This window comes from Rhizobium favelukesii (genome assembly GCF_000577275.2).
In the GTDB taxonomy this organism is placed as follows: Bacteria; Pseudomonadota; Alphaproteobacteria; order Rhizobiales; family Rhizobiaceae; genus Rhizobium; species Rhizobium favelukesii.
Map to the genome: position 1 here is coordinate 1,859,650 of NZ_HG916852.1, position 25,094 is coordinate 1,884,743.

At 59.6% G+C, this 25,094-nt stretch carries 19 protein-coding genes, 2 tRNA genes and 2 pseudogenes; 11 read left to right on the plus strand and 12 right to left on the minus strand.

The features are described from left to right. Window positions 1-312: 312 nt before the first annotated feature. Entirely contained in the window at window positions 313-1,140 is an 828-nt protein-coding gene (locus LPU83_RS47755; RefSeq protein WP_024313992.1) for an oxidoreductase, read from the minus strand. Between the two features lie 75 nt (window positions 1,141-1,215). On the opposite strand from LPU83_RS47755, the gene LPU83_RS47760 reads away from it, so the two are divergent. Continuing rightward, a complete protein-coding gene (locus LPU83_RS47760) occupies window positions 1,216-2,166 on the plus strand; it encodes an AraC family transcriptional regulator (RefSeq protein ID WP_029709940.1) in 951 nt (316 codons plus the stop codon). 640 nt (window positions 2,167-2,806) lie between these two features. Here the strand turns inward: LPU83_RS47760 and LPU83_RS47765 are convergent. Beyond that, window positions 2,807-3,232 (minus strand): winged helix-turn-helix transcriptional regulator, encoded by a 426-nt coding sequence (locus tag LPU83_RS47765; RefSeq protein ID WP_024313994.1) that lies wholly within the window; start codon window positions 3,230-3,232, stop codon window positions 2,807-2,809. 45 nt (window positions 3,233-3,277) lie between these two features. Between LPU83_RS47765 and LPU83_RS47770 the strand changes: the two are divergent. The 5 genes and pseudogenes from LPU83_RS47770 to LPU83_RS47790 all read left to right on the plus strand — a co-directional run bounded on the left by LPU83_RS47770 (window position 3,278) and on the right by LPU83_RS47790 (window position 7,356). Continuing rightward, window positions 3,278-4,086, plus strand: a pseudogene (locus tag LPU83_RS47770) (SDR family NAD(P)-dependent oxidoreductase). Window positions 4,087-4,335: 249 nt separating this feature from the next. Next, the gene (locus LPU83_RS47775; RefSeq protein ID WP_024313995.1) at window positions 4,336-4,926 is read left to right on the plus strand and encodes a TetR/AcrR family transcriptional regulator; all 591 of its coding nucleotides are present in this window, start codon (window positions 4,336-4,338) and stop codon (window positions 4,924-4,926) included. Window positions 4,927-5,000: 74 nt separating this feature from the next. Further along, window positions 5,001-5,627 (plus strand): hypothetical protein, encoded by a 627-nt coding sequence (locus LPU83_RS47780; protein WP_024313996.1) that lies wholly within the window; start codon window positions 5,001-5,003, stop codon window positions 5,625-5,627. Between the two features lie 104 nt (window positions 5,628-5,731). Next, a complete protein-coding gene (locus LPU83_RS47785; protein ID WP_024313997.1) occupies window positions 5,732-6,586 on the plus strand; it encodes a cytochrome b/b6 domain-containing protein in 855 nt (284 codons plus the stop codon). Then, a complete protein-coding gene (locus tag LPU83_RS47790) occupies window positions 6,583-7,356 on the plus strand; it encodes a molybdopterin-dependent oxidoreductase (RefSeq protein WP_024313998.1) in 774 nt (257 codons plus the stop codon). The genes LPU83_RS47785 and LPU83_RS47790 overlap by 4 nt, the downstream gene beginning before the upstream one ends. 280 nt (window positions 7,357-7,636) lie before the next feature. On the opposite strand, the pseudogene LPU83_RS47795 reads toward LPU83_RS47790, so the two are convergent. The 4 genes and pseudogenes from LPU83_RS47795 to LPU83_RS47810 all read right to left on the minus strand — a co-directional run. Continuing rightward, a pseudogene (locus LPU83_RS47795) lies at window positions 7,637-7,777 on the minus strand (RadC family protein); the annotation flags it as partial. A 58-nt stretch (window positions 7,778-7,835) separates the two neighbouring features. Beyond that, on the minus strand, window positions 7,836-8,672 hold the full coding sequence (gene map / locus LPU83_RS47800) for a type I methionyl aminopeptidase (RefSeq protein WP_024314000.1): 837 nt from the start codon (window positions 8,670-8,672) through the stop codon (window positions 7,836-7,838). A gap of 674 nt (window positions 8,673-9,346) precedes the next feature. Continuing rightward, window positions 9,347-9,748 (minus strand): ester cyclase, encoded by a 402-nt coding sequence (locus tag LPU83_RS47805; RefSeq protein WP_024314001.1) that lies wholly within the window; start codon window positions 9,746-9,748, stop codon window positions 9,347-9,349. A 491-nt stretch (window positions 9,749-10,239) separates the two neighbouring features. Continuing rightward, window positions 10,240-11,571, minus strand: a complete 1,332-nt coding sequence (locus LPU83_RS47810; RefSeq protein ID WP_024314002.1) for a DUF2778 domain-containing protein — start codon at window positions 11,569-11,571, stop codon at window positions 10,240-10,242. 315 nt (window positions 11,572-11,886) lie between these two features. Between LPU83_RS47810 and LPU83_RS47815 the strand changes: the two genes are divergently transcribed. Continuing rightward, entirely contained in the window at window positions 11,887-12,909 is a 1,023-nt protein-coding gene (locus LPU83_RS47815) for a methyltransferase (RefSeq protein WP_024314003.1), read from the plus strand. Window positions 12,910-12,933: 24 nt separating this feature from the next. Here LPU83_RS47815 and phaC read toward each other — a convergent pair whose 3' ends face one another. Next, window positions 12,934-14,772: a class I poly(R)-hydroxyalkanoic acid synthase gene (phaC, locus tag LPU83_RS47820; protein ID WP_029709942.1), complete on the minus strand. Its 1,839-nt coding sequence runs from the start codon at window positions 14,770-14,772 to the stop codon at window positions 12,934-12,936. Window positions 14,773-14,926: 154 nt separating this feature from the next. Here phaC and LPU83_RS47825 point away from each other — a divergent pair, with 154 nt between their 5' ends. The 4 genes from LPU83_RS47825 to recJ all read left to right on the plus strand — a co-directional run bounded on the left by LPU83_RS47825 (window position 14,927) and on the right by recJ (window position 20,157). Next, window positions 14,927-15,343 carry a hypothetical protein gene (locus LPU83_RS47825; protein ID WP_024314004.1) on the plus strand — a complete coding sequence of 139 codons (417 nt, stop codon included), beginning with the start codon at window positions 14,927-14,929 and terminating at the stop codon, window positions 15,341-15,343. A gap of 224 nt (window positions 15,344-15,567) precedes the next feature. After that, window positions 15,568-16,785 carry an LL-diaminopimelate aminotransferase gene (locus LPU83_RS47830; protein ID WP_024314005.1) on the plus strand — a complete coding sequence of 406 codons (1,218 nt, stop codon included), beginning with the start codon at window positions 15,568-15,570 and terminating at the stop codon, window positions 16,783-16,785. 65 nt (window positions 16,786-16,850) lie between these two features. Beyond that, window positions 16,851-18,173: a homoserine dehydrogenase gene (locus LPU83_RS47835; RefSeq protein ID WP_024314006.1), complete on the plus strand. Its 1,323-nt coding sequence runs from the start codon at window positions 16,851-16,853 to the stop codon at window positions 18,171-18,173. Between the two features lie 181 nt (window positions 18,174-18,354). Next, on the plus strand, window positions 18,355-20,157 hold the full coding sequence (gene recJ, locus LPU83_RS47840) for a single-stranded-DNA-specific exonuclease RecJ (RefSeq protein WP_024314007.1): 1,803 nt from the start codon (window positions 18,355-18,357) through the stop codon (window positions 20,155-20,157). A gap of 88 nt (window positions 20,158-20,245) precedes the next feature. Here the strand turns inward: recJ and LPU83_RS47845 are convergent, their stop codons facing one another. From LPU83_RS47845 to LPU83_RS47865, 5 genes are all read right to left on the minus strand, one after another. Further along, window positions 20,246-21,490: a glycosyltransferase family 2 protein gene (locus LPU83_RS47845; protein ID WP_024314008.1), complete on the minus strand. Its 1,245-nt coding sequence runs from the start codon at window positions 21,488-21,490 to the stop codon at window positions 20,246-20,248. A gap of 427 nt (window positions 21,491-21,917) precedes the next feature. Then, a tRNA-Glu gene (locus tag LPU83_RS47850) sits at window positions 21,918-21,992 on the minus strand. A gap of 363 nt (window positions 21,993-22,355) precedes the next feature. Next, window positions 22,356-22,907 (minus strand): alpha/beta fold hydrolase, encoded by a 552-nt coding sequence (locus tag LPU83_RS47855; protein WP_024314009.1) that lies wholly within the window; start codon window positions 22,905-22,907, stop codon window positions 22,356-22,358. Between the two features lie 718 nt (window positions 22,908-23,625). Next, window positions 23,626-23,700: transfer RNA gene (locus tag LPU83_RS47860), tRNA-Glu, on the minus strand. 196 nt (window positions 23,701-23,896) lie between these two features. After that, window positions 23,897-24,961: a YcbK family protein gene (locus tag LPU83_RS47865; protein ID WP_024314010.1), complete on the minus strand. Its 1,065-nt coding sequence runs from the start codon at window positions 24,959-24,961 to the stop codon at window positions 23,897-23,899. Between the last annotated feature and the right edge of the window lie 133 nt (window positions 24,962-25,094).

Here is a 25,094-nt window from a genome sequence, read left to right on the forward strand (position 1 = left end):
GTGCGGACCGCGCGCGCAGTGACGCTCGAGCGCCTGATGGCACGCTTTGGCCGAGGAGAGGAGGGTGGCGAGATTCCGGTGTCGACGGGCACCCATGCGCTGGCCCGGTTCGTACCGACCGTCCAATTCAGCATGTCCATCCTGGCGCGGGTGGTGTCGGACGCGCCCGAGGGTGGAAGCGGTTGCTAGGGTCGCGCTGACGGGCTAGGACGCCCGTACCATGCGGCTTCCCGCCACTGCTACACCATAGTTCAGTCGATCGAAAAAGATTCTGCTCGTGCTTTGCATTAGGAGCGAGCCCACTTGCAGCCATCAGCCGTCGGTCGAGACGGTGACAGACTTCCATTCCGCGATCTCCTGCTGCAGACGCTCCACTCTTTCCGATACAAACTTGAGCGCATCGCTCCCAAGCAGAAGCTGCGGTGGAGGATTGTCAGACTCGATCAGCCGTAGAACGGCCGTTGCCAGTTTGTCGGGGTCACCAAGCTGCTTGCCGCTTTTTTCCTGGCGCGCCTTTCGGATCGGATCGAAGAGTGCGTCATAATCGGCGATGGACCGGTCGGTCCGGGCCATCGACCGTCCAGCCCAGTCCGTCCGGAACGAGCCGGGGCAGAGTGCGGTGACACGCACACCAAACGGAGCCATTTCGGAACGCATGACTTCCGAGATGCCCTGCAGGGCGAACTTACTGCCGCAGTAAAAGGCAATCCCCGGCATGGTGATCATTCCGCCCATGGACGTGACGTTGACGATGAAGCCGCTACGCCTCTCACGGAACAGCGGCATGAAGGCCTTGGCAATCGCAACCGCACCGAAGACGTTGACGTCGAACTGACGCCGCATCTCTTCAAGCGGAGACTCTTCCAGAATCCCCTCGTGGCCGTAACCGGCGTTGTTGATCAGGACGTCAACCGGGCCGTGCTCTTCCTCGACTCGTCGGACGATGTTGGGGATCCGGTCGAATTCGGTCACGTCACACAGGACTGAATGCACCCTCGGCAGGCGTTCCGCAAGGAAGGATCGCGAGGCTCCCGAGCGGACGGTACCGATAACCCTATGGCCCTCACAGTCGGCGGCAGCTGCTATGGCGAGACCGAAGCCGGAATTGGCACCGGTTATGAAGAAGGTCTTCTGTGACATGATGTGTTCTCTGCTTGATAACTCGAATGATTAGACAAATAGTCTCCCTATCGAGGGCTCACGATGCTGAGAACTATGAACTCCTTGCCAAATCCTATTAAGCTGAAGGACGAGAGATTAAAGCGCCAGGAGTTGGTGGAACGGGCCGGGCTTCTTGCGCCTCTTCATGGATACAATGCGACGCAGCTCGACAGCGTTCGCATCCTCAGGACAGAGGCAGTCCTTCACGACGTCCCTGTGCTCTATAGGCCGGGTGCGGTATTCGTGTTGCAGGGGCGCAAGCAAGGCCTGTGTGAGGGGAAGGTCTATCTCTACGACGAGGAGCATTATCTGGCTGTGTCGGTGCCTGTTCCGTTTCGGATGGAATCGGTGGCTAGCCCATCACGCCCTCTGCTGGCGGTCTATGTTGAGTTCGACATGCCGATGGCTGCCGAAATCGCTTCAGAAGTGGAGATGAGACGTTCCGGTCCGGCAGTCGGAGAAGCCAAAAGCCTTGTTTCGAGCAGAATGGAACCGGAGATCGAAGATTGCCTGCTGCGCCTACTGCGGGCGCTCGGCGATCCGCTTGAGACGGCGGTTCTAGGATCGGCCTTGTTGCGCGAGCTGCAATACCGGGTGCTGATCGGACCGCAGGGCGATGCAATAATCTCCGCCTTGCAGCAGAGAGGCACAGCCGGGAGGATTATGCAAAGCCTAGCCCGGCTCAGCGAAACCTATTGCACGCAGATTTCGGTCGCCGCGCTGGCGAGCGAATCGGGCATGAGCGTCCCTTCCTACCACGCCCATTTCAAGTCTCTGACCGGCAGTACGCCGATGCAATACGTGAAGGCGATGCGACTTCACGAGGCGAGGCTCATGATGGCGCGCCGGGACCGAACCATCGCGGAGGTCGCGCTGTCGGTCGGCTATGTCAGCCCCTCCCAATTTAGCCGCGACTTCAAACGCCACTTCCGCCGCACGGCCTCCGAAGAGGTGAAATGGGTCCGCCAACATCTCGGCGAACTCTACACGGACGCCGCCGGATAATGGTGCTTAGCCGTCTCAACATCGATCCTTCGAGAAGGTGGGCATGAGTGCCGATGAATAAGAAGAGCCGGAACCACGCGCAGCCGCGTCGCTCGATCTGCGTCACCGGAGCCGTGGGGAGAATCAAGATCCCATGACCAACGGATCGGCCGACGAAGGGACAAACGTCGTGCCTTGGCGTGGAAGACGCGTTGGCAGAGCCCTTTGAAAAGGACAGGTCATCAAGGCCCTTCCGCAGCAGTTCCTGGTGAGATTCCGAGCCATCAACTGGCAGGAGGGTTAGCCTTCTAATTTTCCATCTGCCCCCATGTCGCTCCAGTTCCCAGCGGTTCACCACAGCGCGATGAATCCGGTAGCCCGTCGACATGCCAGGGTTGGCGAGAACTCTTTGTTCGCCCTGGCAGTCCAGGTGAAACGATCTGAAGATAAGATGTCACCACCGCGACATCGCCCGCAGGTCGATCAGCGGCTGGCCGTAAAAATGTGCAAGGCCGCCGGCAATCGCCTCATCATGCTCGGGACGCTCGATGAAGGCACCTCGGCGCCCGTCGCGCCGTCCAATGAGGGACCACGGTCGAGGCCCAATCCTCCCTTCTCAATGTTCCGATGGGCGCGATTGCGCGACAAAACTGCGCGTTGCTCAACCACCACCCTCGTTACGTCGACGTGCAACAACCGAGCTCGTGGGGTTCAGATCTGGATGAAGGCGGGAGAACTCCCTTGCTGACATCAGCACCGGCATGAGGCCGCGACCAGAATCCGTAAGAGCGTACTCGACATGTGGCGGCTGCTCACCAAAGTCTCGCCTCACGACAAGCCCGTCGTTCTCAAGCTCTCTGAGATGCTGCGTCAGCATTTTCTGCGAGATGTTGGGAATGCCCCGCAACAACTGCGAAGTCCGCATCGAAGATTTTGCGAAAAGGCGGAACAAGATCGGCAGCTTCCATCGTCCGCTGATCATACGAAGCACCCTGTTCACATGCGCGACCGAACCTTCCGGGCCAAGGCAAACATCTCTTTCCTCACGTTCTACAGGCACTTTTAAGTGCGTAATTGCGTCACTCATCGTCCTGTCCTCATAACATCCTGACACTAGCACGGGAGCGACGTAATGGATCTGAAACTCGATGAAAGGGTTGCGCTGGTCACTGGCAGCAGCAAAGGGATTGGCGAAGGGGTGGCTCGCGTGCTTGCCCGCGAGGGTGCGATCGTCATTGTTCATGGCCGCAACAAGATCAAGACTGAAGAAGTCGCTCACGACATAGTCGCTCAAGGTGGACGCGCCCATGTCGTCATCGGCGACCTGACGGACGACGATCAGGTACAACGCCTTGTCGATGATGCGCAGGCTTTTGTTAAGCCCGTTGAGATCGTGATTAATAACGCAGGTGGGTCCGGCGCGACTGAGGACTGGACAACAACGCGGCCCGAGACTTGGGCGGCGGGATATGATCGCAACGTCCTTGCGGCGGTTCGAATTACATCGCGTCTGCTGCCGGCCATGCGGGAGGCGAAGTGGGGAAGGATCGTCAACATTTCCAGCCTCGCGGCAATGATGCCTCCTTTCAAGAGACCTGACTACGCGGCAGCAAAAGCGGCCATGATCGCGATGAGGCATCTCTGGCGAAGGCTGTCGCTATGGATGGTATTACAGTGAATACCGTTTCGCCCGGGACGATCCATAGCGCCAGCCTCGACGTAGCTTTCCGGAAGGTGGCTAGCAACCAGGGAGTTGCGGCCGACGCTCCATGGAGGGAAATCGAAGAATCGGTACTGCCCCTGTTCCCCCAGGTTCCTGTTGGACGAGTGGGAACGCTTGAAGAGATTGCCGACGCGATCTGTTTTCTTGTCAGCCCGCGAGCAAGCTACATCACCGGAGCAAACCTCAGGCTCGATGGCGGAATGTGGCCCGGGCTTTAGCTCTTGCCTGGCGCTTCGGCCCGACATCCATCGAAGGTCTTTCCCGTTTCTGAGCTGCAACGGCAGGTTGATCATCGGCCGGTTGGTTCAGATGCGGCCGGGCGGCCGGAACGCGGCTGCGCACCATGCTTGGAGTTTGGATGCCGGTGAAACATCGACAGGTGCTCACCCTGCGACCTAACGACCGGAATGTGAGACCTTTCGCATCTTTCACTTGACCGTCTTCCTACTGGAAGGTAGATAAACTCCATGAGCAATCTTTTGACAACCTCTGACGAAATCCTGGCCTCCGCCCGATCCCTGATCATGAGCGGAGGATATAACGGCTTCAGTTACGCCGATATCGCTGAAGTGGTCGGGATCCGCAAGGCCAGCATCCACCACCATTTCCCGAGCAAGGTCGAGTTGGTCCGCGTGCTTGTAGCGAGATATCGTGACGATGCCGAGCTGGCCGTGGCGGGTCTGGAACGGAACGTCCAGAACCCCTTCGAGCTCCTCCAAACCTACGCGGGCCACTGGGCCAAATGCATCGAGGACGCGAGCAGGCCTTTTTGCGTGTGCGCTCTGCTTGCGAGCGAACTGCCAGCGCTGCCGCCCGAAGTTGCGGCGGAGGTGAAGGCGTTTTTCCACTTTGCCTCAAAATGGTTGACCTCCGTCATGGAACGCGGCGCCAAGGAGGGATCTTTGAACCTCTCCAGCGAACCCAGCGTTGAGGCCGAGGCGTTCATGGCGTCCGTGCATGGAGCCATGCTCTCAGCGCGAGCTTACGGAACCCCTGAAGTGTTCGCCACCATTCTGGCGCCCACCTTGCAGCGACTGTCCCCGACCGTCGCTCAATAAAGCTGCGGGCGGGATTGCCGCCCGAAGCAACAACTGCGGCAAATAATCCTATCAACTAGTAGGAAGATACACTGATGATCAAGAAGATTCTCCCCGCCCTTGTGTTGGGGCTGTCCAGTATCTCGGCGGCCGTCATCGCGGCGCCTGTCCATGCCGAAGATATGAAGGCCGAACGGGTCAATGTCCGGGGCACCATCGTCAACTATAGTGGGTCCACTCTCAAGGTGAAGACGCGCGAAGGACAGACCCTCGATGTGGCCCTCGCTGACGACTGGAAGGTTTCCAGCGTCGCAAATGCAAAGGTCACGGACATCAAGCCCGGCGACTTCGTCGGCATTGCTTCTCTGCCGAAAGAAGGTGGTGGTGACGGCGCGCTTGAAGTGCTCATCTTCCCGCCGGCTCTCAAGGGTGCCGGTGAGGGCAGCTACGGTTGGGACCTCAAGCCCAACAGCAGCATGACCAACGCGACCGTGGCGGATGCAGTTAAAGGTGTCGACGGCCGGACCGTCACCATGTCCTACCATAGCAAGGAAAGGAAGATTTCTATTCCGGACGGCACGCCCGTCGTGACATTTGCTCCGGCGACCAAGGAGGATCTCATTCCCGGCGCCGTCGTCTTCATCCCGGCCGAAAAGGCTGCGACCGGCACGATCGCCCAGCAGGTGCTTGTCGGAAAAAATGGCGTGGTCCCGCCCATGTGACCACGCGTCGCCGGTCGGCTCGTCCGCCCCACCGGTTCGACCGGCGACTACCAACGAATGCTGCCTGACTTGCAGCCGATCGATGTTATGGACGGAGCCGCGTCATGAACGAGAATGCCAGCAATGACAATGTGCGATATCCTCAAACGATCTTCATCCGCCGCCACTCCCTCGTCACGCGGCTCACGCACGGGCTGAACGCGCTTTGCCTGAGCTTCCTCCTGCTGAGCGGGCTGCAGATCTTTAACGCCCATCCCGAGCTTTATTGGGGCCATTACGGCGCAGACGGTGATCGTGCTGACTTGACGATTGGCTCTGAGGAACGGGGAGGCGAAACGCGCGGTTTTGTGCGTGTCGCGGGCGTCGGATTTGCGACAACGGGCGTCCTCGGAGTCTCGGATGTCGACGGCGGGCGGACGAAACAGGCTTTTCCGGGTTGGGCTACGATACCGTCGATTCAGGATCTCGCCGCTGGACGCCGCTGGCATTTCTTCTTTGCTTGGCTCCTTCTTTTCAATGGCGTCCTTTACCTCGGCTTCAGCCTCCTAAGCGGCCATTTCAGGCGGGATCTCGCACCGACAACCCGCGAGCTGTCGCCGCATCACCTGTGGCACGAAGTCCTTGACCACGCTCGTCTTCGCTTCCCGGAAGGCGAGGAGGCCAAGCACTACAACGCGCTTCAGAAACTGACCTACCTTGCCGTGATTGTTGTTCTGCTGCCGCTGATGGTTTTGACCGGCCTGACCATGTCGCCCGGTATGGACGCTGCCGTTCCCGCGCTGGTTGATGTCTTTGGCGGGCGCCAATCCGCGCGAACCATCCACTTCATCACCGCATCGCTTCTGGTGCTCTTCGTCATCGTTCATATCGCGATGGTCGTGCTGTCGGGGACCTGGAACAATATCCATTCGATGATCACAGGCCGCTACGCGATCCAGGAGAAAGGCATGAAATCATGAGCCATCTTCTCACGCGCCGCCGGTTCCTGATCGGCAGTACACTGGGCGCCAGCGCCATCACCCTGTCCGGCTGCGACCTGTTGGATCAAAACACCGACGTCGCCAATATCCTTCGTCCAGCCGAACAGTTGACAATGAAGGTGCAACGGCTGCTTCAGGGGCGTGATGCCCTGGCCCGTGAATTTACCGAGGCCGACATTTCGCCATCCTTCCGCGTAAACGGCACCAGCGCTCCCGACAGCGACGAATATGCTCAACTGGCGGAGGGCAAGTTCAAGGACTGGAAACTGAAGATCGACGGCCTCGTGGAGCGGCCTCAGGAGATTTCGCTCGCCGACCTCAAGAAGCTCCCGGCCCGTACCCAGATCACCCGCCACGACTGCGTTGAAGGATGGAGCGCCATCGGCAAATGGACCGGCGTTCCAGTCGCGCTCCTGCTCGCTTTGGCGGGTCTAAAGCCCGCAGCGCGCTACGTGGTCTTCCACTGCGCCGATGAGCTCGAAAAGACGCTCGACGGAAGCGGCCGCTACTACGAAAGCATCGATCTTGTCGACGCTTTCCACCCACAGACGATCCTCGCCCATGCGATGAACGGTAACGAGCTCAGCATCGGTGGCGCGCCGTTGCGGCTCAGGGTCGAGCGGCAGCTGGGCTACAAGCAGGCAAAGTACATCATGCGTATCGAGCTCGTCGACAGCTTTACGGGTCTCTGGGGCGGAAACGGCGGTTTCTGGGAAGACCGCGGATACGAGTGGTATGCGGGGATCTGACCCGCGTATGCCAGCTCCGGCGGCTGGCCGGCACGGCTCCTGGTCTAAGTCAACCAACTGCAGGATGATCCCGCTGCGCCTTTGTTTTCAGTAAGCAAAAAGCAGACGCCAGGCGATCAGGAACAGAAGACGCGGAGGGCCCCATGAGCAGACGAAGGGCAGCCTCCGCAGACTCATTGAACCGCATGCCCGCATCGAGGCCGACCGCAACCGCTTGCGCAATCGTAGTGACGCCTTCGAGGATGGAGTTGGTTAAAGCAAAATCAATTGCTTATAACTGAATGCGGAACTGCTCACGTGTCTCGTGCGCCATCGCTGCGTGGCGGTACTGGGTCACCGACGACCAGGACGACAGGACCTGCTTGCCTCGGAGTTCGCTCTTCAGGGTGCGGTGAGCGACCGTCGATACCAGTTCGCTGTCGGCGAAGGGCAGTTCGGCGTCGTTGGAGTGCGAAACAGGACCCTTCGTCATCAAGCGCTCATCGGTTCAGGGACGGAAGGCCTGGTCGGTCGAGGCCGCCGGGCGAAAGCGTGAAGATCTCGCAGCCGCCGGCGGTGACGCCGACCGTGTGTTCGTATTGCGCCGAAAGCGAGCGGTCGCGCGTGACGGCAGTCCAGCCGTCCGCCAGCACTTTCACATGCGGCCGGCCGAGATTGATCATCGGCTCGATGGTGAAGATCATGCCCTCGCGCAGCTCCGGCCCTTCGCTTGCGCGGCCATAATGCAGAATATTCGGGGAGTCGTGGAAGAGCGCGCCTACGCCATGACCACAGAAGTCACGCACGACGGAACAACGCTCGGCTTCGGCATATGTCTGGATGGCTTCTCCGATCGCGCCGGTACGAGCACCGGGACGAACGGCTGTTATACCGCGCAGAAGGGATTCATAGGTCACTTCAAGCAGCCGCTCAGCGGCGCGCTTGATGGTGCCGACCGGGTACATCCGGCTTGAATCGCCGTGCCAGCCATCCACCACGTAGGTGACGTCAATGTTGACAATATCGCCCTCGCGCAGCGGCTTTGCATCCGGAATACCATGGCAGACGACATGGTTGATCGAAGTACAGGTCGATTTCGTGTAGCCGCGATAGTTTAGGGTCGCCGGAATCGCCCCGTTGTCCATGCCGAACTCAAACACGAAGCGATCAATTGCATCGGTCGGCAGGCCGGGCCTGACGACAGCAGCCAACTCATCGAGGCAACGCGCCGTCAGCTGGCAAGCCTTGCGCATCCCCTCGAAAGCTTCAGGACCGTAGAGCCTGATTGCGCCCGTATTCTTCGATGGCGCGGAAGAGGCTTCGATATAATTCACCATTGCATGGCCTTAGCGATTGTCATTCTGGTACATCATGCAGCTATGCCGGGTTCGTGCATCGCGATCAATGGGGTGGATGTCATTTCTACCGTACTAGGGTGTGTTCGATGGCGGCGGGTGGATTTGATGAACCCACATTAAAGCGACGCAAATACTGGTCTAAAGCGCCTCAGATTCACCTAAAGCGAGCCCGATTCAGCCAAAGCGAAGCAGTCGAGGATCAACAATCTCAAGCATTTAGCATACTCGCTTTCGGGTATCGAAAGCAGGACCCGATCTGGCCAAGATGCGTTATTGTGGTGATGCCTGTGGGGCAATCTCTGCCATGCCACCGAGGGAACGCAAAGAGACCGTTACTTCACTTGAGGCGCTTCGACCGAAGAATGTCGGGATAAGTCATTTGCGACGGTAGATCCGATGCGGACGGTTTCTAGCGCCGATCGATCCCGAACAGAGCTATTCGAGCGACAATGTCGAGTTCCATTCGTACTGCCCAATCGACGATCCGCGGCAAAGCCGAAAACGAAAAATCGACCACTAAGAAAGGCCGCTGCGGCCAAACTTCGTTGCCCTTCGGCCCAAGAGAAAAGAGCTCTTGAAATCCGGGAGAGGGACGAGCGCCGACAGAGACTGGTGCGGCGCTCGTGAGCCTGCAAACCGGTGACAACTTCCCTTTACTTGCCAGTTGAGACAGCGAGCTGCCGTTCGATCGCTTGCTTGTCCAGAGCCGACCATACGCGGCGAATCTTCGTCCCCTCGAACTCATAGATCACATTCTCCGCGAAGGATACCGTTCGACCATTCAGGAGCAGGCCAAGGAATTCGCCTTTCGGCGAGCAGTTGAATGTCAGGCGCGCCGCGATCATTGGCGGCTCGCTGACGATCGTGTCGGCATTGAAATGAAGGTCAGGAATGTCTTGGTAATCTTTGATCAGCATTGCCCGATAGCCTTCCAAACCAAACGGACGACCGTTATGTTCGGCATCTTCGCAGACGAACTTCCCCAACTCGTTCCATGCCTGCCGATTGAGGCAGCAAAGATACGACTGATAGATGTCACGCAAGGTCGTCGTCATCGTAGGTCCGGCGCTCCATCGGTCAAGCCGGTGGCCCATGCTCGCCGAGTGCCACTTGGCATCGTGCAACCTTTTGCCTGGCCGAAGAACTTTACCCTAGCAGTAGTAGCCATGTCATTCCTCTGAGGCGCTCTGTCGCTCACGTGCCGCCCAATCCGGTGTCCGCAACTGAAATCATCCTCTCGCTTTGCGTTCGGTGCGCTGTCGAACGGGCTACGCATTCTGCCGGCGATGTTGATGACCATGTAGTTTCGGCGCCCAATGGTTCAAACGCTCGCCCGTTTTCGCTCTGAATTCGAACCCGGCAAATTTTCTCACCGTGCGCATTTCTGCGAAACCCCCGAAGGAGCCTGCGTCGTTCTCCATCATCCAGCGCCGGTCCCGTCTCGCCGCAACGCCTTGCGGTGTATCCGAAGATGGAACGAGGAGATGCTAGCATGGCGGCGCGATGCGGGGAAAATCGAGCGCGCGTCGTTTTGCCTACGATCTGATTAGGAGCGCGACGAGAACAGCGAGGCAAAGGTGGACGTCGGCTTGTTCGGCATGCTCGTGACCACCACCAGCTGACGGATCTGGCCGCGTTTGAAGGCAGCGAGAAAACGCCTGTAGTCCTTGAAGGATACGCAGCCATTGGAGTCGCCGCGGGCGCCGAGCATGTAGGTATGCGCAAGCAGGCCAACGCGGTTGTAGATATAGCCCGCCCCACCGACGGGGCTAAGGCGGATGGCCGCAACGCCATGGAACAGGCTTTCGCGCATCGTCAGATTGTAGGTATGAGGCGGGGTTGGTCCGCGGTTCTTGGCATGCACATAGCGCGGGTTGTCACGCATCTTGCCGAGGCCGGAATGGGCCTCCAGGCGTTCGCCGTTCGGAAGGTAGACCATGTTGGCGGAAATGTCGTAGACCGCGACGCCATTGCGGGCGATGGGGCCCGAAAGTCCCTTCTTCAAGGTCGGCATGGCGTCGTCGTCATCATCCGAAGCGCCGGCATCGGGCCGTGCATAGGCCAGCACGGGTTCTGCCGGGGCGTTGCGATCGTCGGGCGCGGCCCGCTTGTTCAGGCCATCGGGCCGGGCCATCGGCAAGGGGATCGACGTGTCGCTGCCGCTCAGCACGAGATCGAACGGCTGGGCCGTCGTGGACGCAGGCTGCTCGGTCGGGGCAGTCGGCGCAAGGCTTGCAATTTCGACCGGACCCGGCTTGGCGGCGGCAGCCGGTGCCTCTGCCTTGGCGTCGGCCAGGGGCACTGCGAGCGCCAGTAGAGCCGGTCCTTCGGCGGCTGCAACCTCTTCCTTCGACGGGATGATGATGCGATCAGCCGAGGCGACAGCGACCGGCGTGGCGGTCACGGCATCGTCCTTGGTCGCGCGGGCCGGCTGGGCAGGTGCTGTTGATGCGACAATCATTGCCGGCGGCTTATTCGGAGAGGCTTCGGAAAGAGTGAGAGGTTCGGACTGCCCGACGAATGCTGCTGCCAGCGCAGCGGACGGAGCGGCCACGTGAGCACCCCTTACCAGTGCTAGCTCTCTTTCCGTGCTCATGCGCAACCGCGAGAATTTCGTGACGTGAACGAGGCGCTGCGTGGGATCGGTCTTGGCGATGGCAGTGGATGCAAGCGCGACATCGGCATGCGGACCGGCGCTCGGATGCGGAGCCGGCGCGGCCATGTGCATGGTAGCGACTGTGGCGACCACCCAAACTGAAGCGGCAAAGCCCGCACCGATAAGAGCTGCACCTGAGAGAAAGCGGAAAGAGCGACGGAAGCGAGAAATGGACGTACCTATGGGCCTGCTATTGCTAAACACATCGACCGCAAACGCCATAACACTTGTCTTTCACAACTCGTTACTAGGCCGGCGGTACTGACAGATTGATATTTTCTTCGCCGGGGCCGGTATAGGAGCATCAGGGCTAAATTGCGGCCCGCTAATATATCCGGTCGCCTGATAGAATGACGAATTATGGTAACCAATTCCTTTACGTGATCGCTCGCCTCGTACGAATTCGAATGCAGGGATTTCAGCGCATCGCCGCGGTCCGATATTGCCGGCCTCCTCCTTTGTCATGAGGTGTCGAAGAGTGCGGGTTCTGCTATGAATGCCTCCCGTCGCGGAACTCCGCGTTGGGAGGAAAAGCCAATGTCTTCGACACATCCAGTGGCGCATGAAGAAATCTCGCCGGCCTTGCTGGTCGATGCGATGTTCGCATTTCGGAAAACGGCCGCGATCAAGGCGGCAATCGAATTCGATCTTTTCACGAAACTTGGCGGGGAAGGCCGCACGGCGACAATCCTCGCGTCGGAATTGGGCTGCGCCGAGCGCGGAGTGCGTATTCTCTGCGACTTTCTGGTGGTTTCGGGATTCTTGACGAAGAGCGGCGAGACTTACGGGCTGACGCCGTCGAGCCAGATCTTTCTCGATCGGCGTTCGCCTGCCTATATGGGAGCAGCAATCGATTTCCTGGCTTCTCCGCAAATGGTGTCGTTGTTCCTAGACGACCCGGCCGCCTATGTTCGTAATGGCGGCTCCGTCGGCTTGGCGAACGTGGCGCCGGATAATCCCATATGGGTCAAGTTTGCCAGAGCCATGGGGGCATTCACCGGCGCAAGCGCGAAGGCCGTGGCATCGGACGTGGCGACATGGTCAAAACCGCCAAGCAAGGTGCTGGACATTGCCGCCGGTCCCGGCGCTTTCGGTATTGAAATCGCGAAAGTATCGCCATCGGCAAGCGTGGTCGCACTCGATTGGAAGCCGGTTCTTGCGGTGACTGAGGAGAATGCGACGAATGCGGGGGTGGTGGCGCGCTTCACCTTCCAGCCCGGCAGCGCTTTCGACGTCGATTGGGGCAGCGGCTATGACCTGATCTTGCTGCCGAACTTCCTCCATCATTTCGACGTCGATGGCTGCGTCACGCTCTTGAAGAAGGCGCGCGCGAGCCTGGTGCCTGGAGGCCGTGTTGCGATTGTCGAGTTCGTTCCGAACGAGGATCGTGTGTCGCCCGAATTTCCGGCTGCTTTTGCCATGGTCATGCTGGCGACGACGCCGAAGGGCGACGCCTACACCGAGCGGGAGCTTGCCGACATGGCCAAGTCAGCCGGTTTTCCTGACGTCGTCACGAAACCGCTGCCACCATCACCAGCGAGCCTGATCTTCCTGGAGTGACGAAGCCGAGCAGGAATATCGCGCTCAGACGCGCTCCATCACATAGCTTCCCGGCGCCTCTTCGATGGCGTTGAGCGCGGCGCCGCCCGGCTTGCGGGCGGGCACGCGCTTGCCGTCCTTCGCCTCGATCCAGGCTTGCCAGTGTGGCCACCATGAGCCGGCATTCTCGGCCGCTTCGGTAAGCCACGTGTCGTAGTCGCCCTTTGCAGCGCCTCCCGTCCAGTATTGGTACTTCTTCTTGTCCGGCGGATTGACGACCCCGGCGATATGACCGGAGCCCGCCAGCACGAAATCGACTTTGCCGCCGAAGAACTGGCTTCCGACAAACACCGACTTGGCCGGCGCGATGTGATCTTCGCGGGCGGCGAGATTGTAGATCGGAATCTTGACGTCCTTCAGCGACAGCGTTTGACCGTCGAGGATCATCTCGTTCGCGGTCAGTGCGTTCCTGAGGTAACAATTGCGCAGGTAGAAGGCGTGGTTTGCCGCCGCCATGCGAGTGGAATCGGCGTTCCAGAAGAGAAGGTCGAAGGGCATCGGTTCCTGGCCCTTCAGGTAGTTATTTACGAAATAGGGCCAGATCAGTTCCGAGGCCCGCAGCATGTTGAAGGCGGTCGCCATCTTCGAGCCGTCGAGATAGCCGATCTCGTCCATATGGGCCTCTAGTCGCCCCAACTGCTCCTCGTCGACGAAGACCTTGAGATCGCCGGCATAAGTGAAGTCCACCTGCGTCGTGAAGAGGGTGGCGGTCTTGATCCGCTTGTTCTTCTCCTTGGCGTGCAACGCCAGCGTTGCGGCAAGCAGTGTGCCGCCCACGCAGTAACCAATGGCGTTTGCTTCCTTCTCGCCCGTCGCCTTCTCGATCGTATCGAGGGCAAAGTCGATGCCTTCGCGCGCATAGGCCGCCCAATCCTTCTGAGCATGGCGCGCGTCCGGATTGACCCAGGAGATGACAAAAACGGTTTGCCCCTGATCGACACACCATTTGATGAATGATTTCTGTGGGTTAAGGTCTAGGATGTAGAACTTGTTGATCCACGGCGGGCAGATGAGGAGAGGGCGCTTCAGCACCGTCTCGGTCGTTGGCTCGTACTGGATGATCTGGCAGATTTCGTTCTGCGCGATCACCTTGCCCGCGGTGAGCGCCATGTCGCGTCCGACGGCGAATTTGGTCATGTCGGTCTGGCGAAGCTTAAGGTCGCCATGGCCCTTGACGATGTCCTCGGCGAGCATCTTCATGCCACGCACCAGGTTCTCGCCGCTCGTCGCGATCGTTTCCCGGTAAAGCTGCGGGTTTGTTGCAACGAAATTGGTCGGCGAGAGAGCGGCCGTTATCTGCTTCACATAAAAACCGGCCTTGTGCTTCGTGTGCTCGTCGAGGCCCTCGGTTTCGGCCACGATCTTTTCGGCCCAATCAGCGGTGATCAGGTATACCTGCTTCAGGAATTCGAAGAACGGGTTCTTCTGCCAATCCTCGTCGGCAAAGCGCTTGTCCTTGCTGTCCGGTTCCGGCGCCGGCGTTTCGCCCTGCATCCGTTGCATCGAGCGCATCCAGATGCCGAAGTAGCTGCTCATCAGCTGCGTCTGCGCTTCGAAGGTGCGGCGCGGATCGGAAATCCAGTATTCGGTGACCTTGGAGAGCGTCTTGACCATGTCGGTCACCGGCTCCGCCGCATTTTGTGCAATCTCGCCACGTTCGCGTGGCGCGAGCCAGGCCGTAGCCGCCTTGCCGAGATTCTCGAGCGCGCGGGCGAAATTGATCGCCATGGCCTCGGGATCTTTCAACAGGTAGGGATCCAGGTCCTTTGCATCAAAGCCCTGGCTCTTTGCCTTGTCGCCGTTTTCCTGCTTGCTGTCGGTCACGCGTTTCCTCCGGCGGCAGCATGTTCCTGCAAATCGAGTTGTACATCTGGAAAGATCGATAAAACAAGTTCCGCTGATGCTCGCTCGTGCTATTGCTTTGTGGCGGCGACGAATTTAACAGTCGAAGCACCTCAGGATTTGGGACCTCTGGCACATGACGAAAAACGGCATTCGCACCATCGCAAACGTGACCTGCATCGCGCTCATCGGCGCTGCCGCGGCCATGACGCTTGCCGGATGCATGCAAACGCCTGAGGAAAAGGCCGCCTTCGCGGCCAGGCAAGCGGCGCCGACGCCCGTTGTCATGAACGCGACAAAGGGTGAGGCGCCCACCCAAAGCGGCCTTTCGCATTACAAGGACGGCTACCCGGGATTCGGTGCGCCGCTGACAGCCGCAAACGTTCAGATGAGTGACGACGAGGCCGGCGGGCTTCAGAAAAAGCTGACCGCACTCGGCGCCCAGCGCAACGCCGGCACCATTTCGGAAGCCGAGTATCTGCGTCGTGTTGCGGAATATCGCAAGCTCGCGGCTGAGCACGGCGCCGAAACGCTCTCCGAAATCGCCAATTAGGCCTTGCCTTCGCTGCTATTTGGAAGCAAAGCCTTCCGACAGTAGCGGAAGATCAATTTTTCCTGATAATGCGCGGCCTGCACGGCTTTCCGTCAAACAAATGCCTTGTGACGCAAGTCTGATGAATACGGCGTTGGCGATTCTGAAGTTCGTATCGCGAACAGCCGGGAATTAGGACGAACTTCGAGCGCGGTCGTGGTGGCCGCATTTCCGTGGGGAAAGAAATGGAAGAGTTTCACAAAGTCCGGCGTTTGCCGCCTTACGTTTTCGAACAGGTCAACCGTTTGAAAGCGAGCGCGCGAGCGGGCGGGGCCGATATCATCGATCTCGGCATGGGAAACCCTGACCTTCCGACCCCGAAGGCGATCGTCGACAAGCTCTGCGAAGTTGTCCAGGATCCGCGCACGCATCGCTATTCGTCGTCCAAGGGCATTCCCGGCCTGCGCCGGGCCCAGGCTGCCTACTACGCCCGCCGCTTCGGCGTGAAGCTCAACCCGGACACGCAGGTCGTCGCGACGCTGGGCTCCAAGGAAGGCTTCGCCAATATGGCGCAGGCGATCACCGCACCGGGCGACGTCATCCTCTGCCCGAACCCGACCTATCCGATCCACGCCTTCGGTTTCCTGATGGCTGGCGGCGTCATCCGCTCGATGTCGGTCGAGCCGGACGAAAGCTTCTTCCCGCCGCTGGAACGTGCCGTCCGTCATTCTATTCCGAAACCGCTGGCGCTGATCCTCAACTATCCGTCCAACCCGACGGCGTTTGTGGCAACGCTGGACTTCTACAAGGACGTCATCGCTTTCGCCAAGAAGCACGACATCATCGTGCTTTCCGACCTTGCCTATTCGGAAATCTACTTCGATGGCGAGCCGCCTCCGTCGGTTCTGGAAGTTCCGGGCGCAATGGATGTGACGGTCGAGTTCACCTCGATGTCGAAGACCTTCTCGATGCCGGGCTGGCGCATGGGCTTTGCCGTCGGCAACGAGCGGCTGATCGCGGCCTTGACACGTGTCAAATCCTACCTCGATTATGGCGCGTTCACGCCGATCCAGGTGGCGGCAACGCACGCGCTGAATGGCGACGGTTCGGACATTGCGGAGGTCCGCAACGTTTACAAGCGCCGCCGCGACGTCATGGTGGATACCTTTGGCAAGGCTGGCTTCGAGGTGCCGCCACCGGCGGCGACGATGTTTGCCTGGGCCAAGATCCCGGAAAAGTTCCGGCATCTCGGTTCGCTGGAATTCTCCAAACTGCTGGTCGAGAAAGCCGACGTGGCGGTAGCGCCTGGCATCGGTTTCGGCGAAATGGGCGATGACTATGTCCGTCTCGCACTGGTGGAGAATGAGCATCGCATTCGCCAGGCTGCTCGCAACATCAAGAAGTTCATGTCGACGGCGGATGAGACGATGCACAACGTCATCTCGCTCAACGCACATCGCTGATATAATCCCCCTCAATGGCAGCCGCTCCGGCGGCTGCCTTTCATGACACATTTCAGGATCAATCCATGGCAGATGCCCTCAAAATCGGCATTGCGGGCTTGGGCACCGTTGGTGCTTCGCTTGTCCGTATCATTCAGCAGCGCAGCAATGAGCTTGCCGCAACATGCGGGCGCCCGATCCTGATTACGGGCGTTTCCGCCCGCGACAAGAGCAAGGACCGCGGCATCGACGTCGGCGGCATCGAGTGGTTCGACCGGCCGGAGGACCTGGCGGAGAAGGGCGACATCGATGTCTTCGTCGAACTCATGGGTGGCGTCGACGGTTCGGCAAACACCTCCGTGCGCGCGGCGCTCCAACGTGGTCTCCATGTGGTGACCGCGAACAAGGCGCTGCTTGCCTATCATGGCGTCGAACTGGCAACGCTCGCAGAAGAGAAGGGCGTGCTGCTGAACTTTGAAGCAGCCGTCGCCGGCGGCATTCCCGTCATCAAGGCACTACGCGAATCTCTGACGGGTAACACGATTTCCCGCATCTATGGGATCATGAACGGTACCTGCAATTACATCCTGACGAAGATGGAGAAGGAGGGCCTGTCCTTTGCCGATTGCCTGAAGGAGGCCCAGCGTCTCGGTTATGCCGAAGCCGATCCGGCCTTCGACATCGAGGGCAATGACACGGCCCACAAGCTCTCCATTCTCACCACGCTTGCGTTCGGAAACCAGATCGCAGCCGACGACATCTATCTCGAAGGCATCACCAACATCTCGATCGAGGACATTCACGCTGCTGCCGATCTCGGCTACCGCATCAAGCTGCTCGGCGTTGCACAGCGGACGGATACCGGCATTGAACAGCGCGTGCATCCGACGATGGTGCCCGTCGATTCTGTCATTGCACAGGTCGACGGCGTGACGAATGCCGTTGCGATTGAGTCCGACGTTCTCGGTGAACTGCTGATGGTCGGCCCGGGCGCTGGCGGCAATGCAACGGCTTCGTCGGTGCTCGGCGACATCGCCGACATCGCTAAAAGCCGCCCCGGCGCACAGCGTGTGCCGGTTCTCGGCCATCCCGCCAAATCGCTCGAGCCGTACCGCAAGGCGCAAATGCAGAGCCACGAAGGCGGATATTTCATTCGCCTGACCGTGCTCGATCGCACTGGCGTGTTTGCAAGCGTCGCCACCCACATGGCGGAAAACCATATCTCGCTGGAGTCGATTGTTCAGCGCTCGAAGCAGCATTTGGCGCCGTCGCATCACCAGACAATCATCATGGTCACCCATGCGACGACGGAGGATTCCGTTCGCAAGGCGGTCGCTGCGATCAAGGGCGAGGGGTATCATGTCGGCGAGCCCCAGGTGATCCGCATCGAGCGGCCCAAGGAAGACTGAAAACTCTTCCCTCCGACCACATCGACATTGCCTGAGGCGCGCCGCGGCAGACTTGCCCGTGCGTCCACAGCTAACGTCGCCCGCCTCGTCCAAAACCGTTGTGCGACCGCGCGAAGGCGCATAAGCTGCCGATATCACTCCGGTCCCGGGGTGGTGACAAGCGATGAGGGCAGCAGACCACATGGAACTTCCGGCCGATCCGGTGCAACGCGCATTTCTGGGGGTGGAGAAGTCCGTCTTGGACAACCGCTGGATATCGCGCCTGGATCAAGCCGGTCAGAACCGGGCGCTCGCCATGTCCCAGATGCACGGAATGCCTGAGCTCATTGCGCGCGTTCTCGCTGGACGTGGTGTCACCGTCGATGAGGCGCTGGAGTTTCTTGATCCGACGCTTCGCGGCTTGATGCCCGACCCCTATACGCTGACGGATTGTGAGAAGGCGGCCAAGCGGCTCGCGCAAGCCATTCGCGGTCAGCAGCAGGTCGCGATTTTCGGTGACTACGATGTCGACGGCGCCTCCTCCTCGGCGCTGATGTTCCGTTTTCTCAAGCACTTTGGCGCCAAGGCCGAGATCTACATTCCCGACCGCATTTTCGAGGGCTACGGCCCCAACGCGGCCGCAATCGGCAGCCTGATCGGCAACGGTGCACGGCTGATCGTCACCGTCGATTGCGGGTCTACCAGCCATGATGCTCTGGCTGAGGCTTGCAGGCGCAACACCGACGTCGTGGTGATTGATCATCACCAGGTGACACATGATTTGCCGCCTTGCCATGCGCTGGTCAATCCGAACCGCGAGGACGATCTCTCCGGCCAGGGACATCTCTGCGCCGCGGGCGTCGTATTCCTCGTACTCGTCGCGACATTGCGCCTGCTGCGAGAGGCTGGGGATCCACGCGTGCGATCGATCGACCTGCTGCAATGGCTTGATATTGTCGCGCTTGCGACCGTTTGCGACGTTGTCCCTCTGAAGGGCCTGAACCGTGCCTATGTCGTCAAGGGGCTGATCGCCGCACGCCATCAGGGCAATGCCGGCCTGTCCGCTCTGTTTCGCAAGGCCGGCCTTGCCGGCCCGGTGACACCCTATCACTTTGGCTTCCTGGTTGGCCCGCGCATCAATGCGGGTGGACGCATCGGCGATGCGGCGCTCGGCAGCCGCCTGCTCACCCTGGACGATACGGGCGAGGCCGAGGCTATCGCCCAGAAACTGGATGAGCTCAACCGCGACAGGCAGGCGATGGAAGCGGCAATGCTGCAGGAAGCCGAGGCCGAGGCGCTGGCGGAATACGGGGATGGCGAGGGGGCCTCGGTCATCGTCACTGCGCACGAAAAGTGGCACCCAGGCATCGTCGGCCTGATTGCCGCCCGCCTCAAGGAAAAATTCAAGCGTCCAGCCTTCGCAATTGCTTTCGATCCATCCGGCAAGGGCACCGGCTCGGGCCGCTCGATCAACGGTTTTGACATGGGCAAGATGGTGCGCGCGGCAGTCGATGAGGGCTTGCTGGTCAAAGGCGGTGGCCACGCTATGGCCGCCGGTCTCACCGTCGAGCGCGACAAGCTCGGCCACCTGCGCAGTTTCTTCACCGAGCGTGCCGAAAAGACGGTAGCGGCGCTCGTGGCCAACGAAACCCTGAAAATCGACGGTGCGATTGCTGCCAGCGGTGCAACGATCGATCTGATCGATCGCCTGGAGACCGCCGGGCCTTACGGTTCTGGCCATTCTCAACCGCTCTTCGCGATTCCCGCTCATCGAGTCCGCGATTCCCGTCTGGTTGGCGACAAGCACGTGAAGGTGACGCTCGAAGCCATGGACGGCGCCCGCCTCGACGGGATTGCTTTTCGGGCCGCCGATACGCTGCTCGGCAGCCTGCTCCTGAATTCCAGGGGCGCCAGCCTGCACGTTGCAGGCTCGCTCGGCGCGGACCACTATCAGGGCTCCCGACGCATCCAGTTGCGCGTTCAGGACGCTGCGCCTGCCCGCTGAGCTCGGTGGATGTATAGGCGCAGCGTTTCGTTAGACGGCTGCCGTGCCATAGACGTGAGTTCCGGTCCCTGGCGCGGCGATCGTCGCGTCAGATGAGAATGTGCTGCGTCAAGTCGCTTTCGATGAAGATCATGTTGGGCTTGTAGCCGAGCTCGAGGAACTTCTCGCGGCGTGCCATATCCGCCGCGAAGATTATCGTGCTTTCGACCTCTGCTGAGGCGCTATCGTCTAGGTCTGCGGTGACTTCGATTTCTGGCGCTAGACCGACGTCGCGAAGGAGTTCGGTGATCAACGCCGGATCGGCCATTCCGCTGAGAACCAGCCGGTCAACGCCTGCCGTTGCACTCACCTGGTAGGCGAGGGTCTGCATGGCTACCAGCATCGGGAAGGATTCGCGCAGCGCTGCCACCTCGGGGTGATTGCCCATGCCGCCAAGTGCCATGCGCGTGTAGAGTTCATAGGCCTTGATGAAATCCTTGCGAACGGCCCAGAAGCGCACCGCCACCGCCATTCGGTTGAGGGTGAAGACCTTGCACATTTCTTCGTAGATTGCGCGCGATTCCGGCCCTGTGTTGAGCTTTCCGCGCTTGGCGGCCATGTAGAGGAAGTACTCAAGCCCGCCGCGATATTTATCCCACGCGACCATGACCTCTTCGTTGCCGGTCTGCGAACGGTTGGGCGCCAGCTTCGAGGTGACGACAGAGCGATAGAAAGGCTGCTTGAGGAAGGCCACTCCACCTTGATCGAGAACGTGCGCGAGATAAGCAAAGAAGCAGAAGCAAAAATCGCGCGGAACCCACACGGATCGAAGCGCCGACGATCGGTAGATTGCGATTTCCGGGAAGATGTGGCGTTCAAAAATGAACTGAAACACTTCGACAAAATCATGTCGGCCAAACTTGATATCCTCATCGACCTTATAGAACGTCGTGAGGTCGCGGTCGGCGATCTCGTCATAGAGATACCAGGAAGCGTGGCACGCGGACACGTCCGAATTAGCATCGAGATACGCGACGGCCGCCTTAACGCCATCTGGCATCAGGAAGTCGTCGTCGGCGAGATAGATCGAATACTCGCCAACGGCGTGGCGGAACGTGCTCGCGATATTCTTGTATGGCCCGCCGTTGACCGCACGGCGGTGAAAGCGAATGGGAAGGCCCTTGGCGACGAACTCTTCGACCACCTGCGCTGTATTGTCGGTCGAGGCATTGTCCGAGATCACGATTTCGTATGAGAAGTCGAAGTCATAGGTTTCGCAATGCTCGAGTGCATTGCGGAGATAGGCCTCCCGATTGTAGGTCGGGATACATATGCTGAGTTTGATGCCGCTCAATTGAATTGTCTCCGGGGCAGGGGCCTGTCGCCTTCATGGCATTGGTCGAAGGGCGCGGGGCGCCCGAAATTGTGCGGATCATGATGTCAGAGTAAGGCGTGCGCCCGCGGGACGGCAAAGAAGGTGCCGCCTCTTCTCCATGGGGAACTGCTCCCCAGCGCGCATCATGACTTCCACCAAGATCGCCTCCGCGATGGCGATATCTGCGCGGCTCGCTTGCCGGCAAAGATCTAGCAATGACTATCTATGGGGCAGAGTTGGAGCGAGGCTGGTGTTCGCGGCCGCGGAGGAAGCGGCAATGGTCGGTGCGAAAGAAAATCGGAGCGAGGCGCCAGCATCCCACGATATCAGGGGCACCACGTCAGCGATACCCTTTTGCCCAGCCCACCAGAGGGACAGCGTATGATGCTGATTTTTATTATGAAAATGGCACGCCCTAGGGGAATCGAACCCCTCTTTACAGAATGAGAATCTGTTGTCCTAACCGATAGACGAAGGGCGCATCAGGCAAGGAAATAGGAACAGACAAGCCTCTCGGCAAGATGCTCAAGCTTTGTAGAAAAAGAGAAATGGCACGCGCCAGGGTGAAAAGACGACGCTTTTTTCGGGTGCACATGGGGCCGCGTGCCCATTTGCGCCCAGTATTTAATGCGGGTGCAAGGGCAGGGGCATGTTCAGAACTCTTATGGAGGTCTGCTCGTGCCGTTTTCGTAGACTACGGTTGCGACGGTGCGCGTTCATGACAGTTCTTAGCTAGGTGCGAGTCGGCGGAATAAGAATCTTGTTTGAGAAAGTCTCACCGCTGCACGCAGAGACCGGCGGCTTCTTGGTCTTCCTCGGCCGGGCGCGAATCGGCGCCCTCAGCTTAGCCCACTGAACGGATGTCTTGCGCGACGTCGCTCATATCATTGTTGAGCTGATGATCCCTACGTTCAAACGTGCGGACCACGGCGTGCGGAATCGCTTTCGCATAGAGATGAACATGGGCAGGGGGCACGATGGCGTCGTCAGCGCCATGATAGAGATAGACGGGAACGCCGGGCGGAAGGCGTTCTGAGAAGTCCTTGCAATCGTGGATGTCATCGCTCGGCCATCCACCTTCACCGATGAAGGGCGCCGCGATGATAAATAGGCCGCCGAGCCTTAGTTCCGGCGACTGCTCGGCAAGCGCATGGATCAAAATGGTGCCACCGACTGAGTGGCCGACGAGAATCGCCCCGGCCTCCAGTGAGACGAATTCTCCCATCAGCGCTGCCTTCCAGGCCGAGTAGCTAGGATCGTCCTCGCCGGGCATTCGGGGGTAGCGCACAGCATAGCTTTCGCCGAGTTCTCGCGCGAGGCTCGCCACGAGCTTGTTGTCCCAGCGATCGTGGACGCCTTCGCCGGCTCCTTGAACGAAGAGGACCTGCTTAGCCATGGCGCCATCTTATTCGACGAACGCTGACCGACGCAAGGCTGGGCTATCCGCTGCGTGGATTACGCAGAACCTTTGCTGTCGCGCCCCCTAAACGGGAGTCGATGTGCGGGCGCCTATCTTCGCGGGACGGCGCTAGAGGCCGTCTTCCTTTTCGATTTTGGTGGCATTGGGTGATAAACGAGGGAACAGGCGAACAGATCTTGGTTCATATGCACAACATTCGATTTGGCGAGATCAGTCCATTCCGTGGAGCTATGGGTAGGTCCGAAGAGAGTGCCCGTGTAGCGTAGCTTTCCGGTTGGGCTCGATCCTGGAGTAGGTCACAAGAATGGATGCCTTGAGTTCGATACAGAAAGCCGCATCCGTATCAAGCTCTAGTTCGACCTCGTAAAGGTCCTTCTCGCTGAACCAAAACCTGCTTTCGAACCTATATTTTTCAGCACTTAATTGCCGGTTAGATAGGGCCCGTCGGTGGCCGATTTGGGAGGCGCAGCAGCGATGACTTGCTCGGGGGCATGCCTCATTTGGTATATTGCCAATCAGCTTGTGCCGATGGAGCGGCACAGGGAAGGGTCATAGATATAGCCAAACAACCGATAGTCCTCATTTTCCCCTCCTGCATTTTTTGCAACCAGGCGAAAACGAAAATCTGCTAAGAGGGTAGCGGCTTTAGCAGCTGCCCGTAAGATACTGAAAACATTTAAGGAGGAGAATGAAGTGGCACGCCCTAGGGGAGTCGAACCCCTCTTCCCAGAATGAAAATCTGGTGTCCTAACCGATAGACGAAGGGCGCTTCCTTCGTGGTGGCGCCCTTATAGTCAGGCACTTTGAATCCCGCAAGCGGCAAATTCGATTTTTCTCAAAATAATGACAGGATTTTTTTGCGAGCGCGAAACGCCGTTTATTGCAGCCGAATCAAAACACTACTGGTCGGTGCTCGCAATTCATCGGGCAAGCTTACGCTGCGTTATGAAAGCCTGAATGAGACGTCACAGGGCGCGCGCGATGGTCGCCGGAGCCGTCCTGCCGCCGCAACCCCAGTTCCAGTCCCGGCTTTTGCCGGTATCGAGGTGGACGGAGTCCGTATGGCAATAGGTACCGACACCGCCGCGATCCGGCAGTGAGCGTATATAGCTTGCAATATCCCATTTCGACACGCCGTCGATCTGAATGTCGGCAGCGTCGCACGTCTTGTGCATGGATTCCTCGGCGCCGCCGACCATGCGGTTATGGTCCGGGTCGCGATAGCCTGACGTGACCACGACCGACTTGCCGAAATGCGTTTCGACGGCCTTGATCACGTTCAGCAGGTTCGGCTTGAAACAGCCGACGTCCACCCCGTCGTTCTGAAGATGCAGGCCGTTGGGGGCGATCCGCGTCATACCGGGCAAGGAGACCTTTTGCAGCAATCCGGAAAGACTGCCGAGCAGGTTTTGCCTGGGCGCGCTGTAGAGCGCATTCATCGTCTGGCCAGCAAGGGCTCCCGTCGAGGATGAGGCAGTCTGAACCGGCGCTATTTGGGTGCCCGTATTTTGTGAGGACTGCTGCGGCAGCAAGGGTTGACCCTGCTGCGTTTGCTGCGGTTGATCGACCGGGACCTGGCTGCTGTAGACACTCGAGCGCATGGGGCTGACACCGACCGGCGCGTGGGCGTCGCCACCGGCCGGATGCAGTTGGGTCGACGTCGGATTGTTCTGCGGCGTCGCGCGCACCGAGAAGATGCTCATCGCCTGGGCGTTAATACCGGTTGATTGCATTGCAAGGCCGCCGATATTGGCGGGAGCCGAAGCGGTTGATCCAACTGCCATCGGCTGCGCGTTCGGAGCCTGCGCCGGCTGAGCGCCCGATACATTCGCCACCATGGGGTCGCGATAGCCGGGTTGGGCAGGCGTGGCTGCGGCGGCCTGCTGCGCTACTGCTGCTGGTTCGACAGGGGCAACGACGGCTGCGGCATCGGCAGTCTTCTTGTCCGACACGCAGCCGGTGAGCAGCAGCGCCGATGTGGCGATCAGCAGGGCAGGTCCGAAAGGAATCCGCTTTTCAACAGCGAGCACGCGAGCATTCTCCAAGGGACGGCGAAAGCTGCGCCAAAATCGCATCGTTCGCCTTGAGTCGGCCGGAGAGTGCCTGCGCCGCAAGGCTGCGGCAAGCGCGATGCGGACCCGCAGATCCGAAATCGCAAAAGCC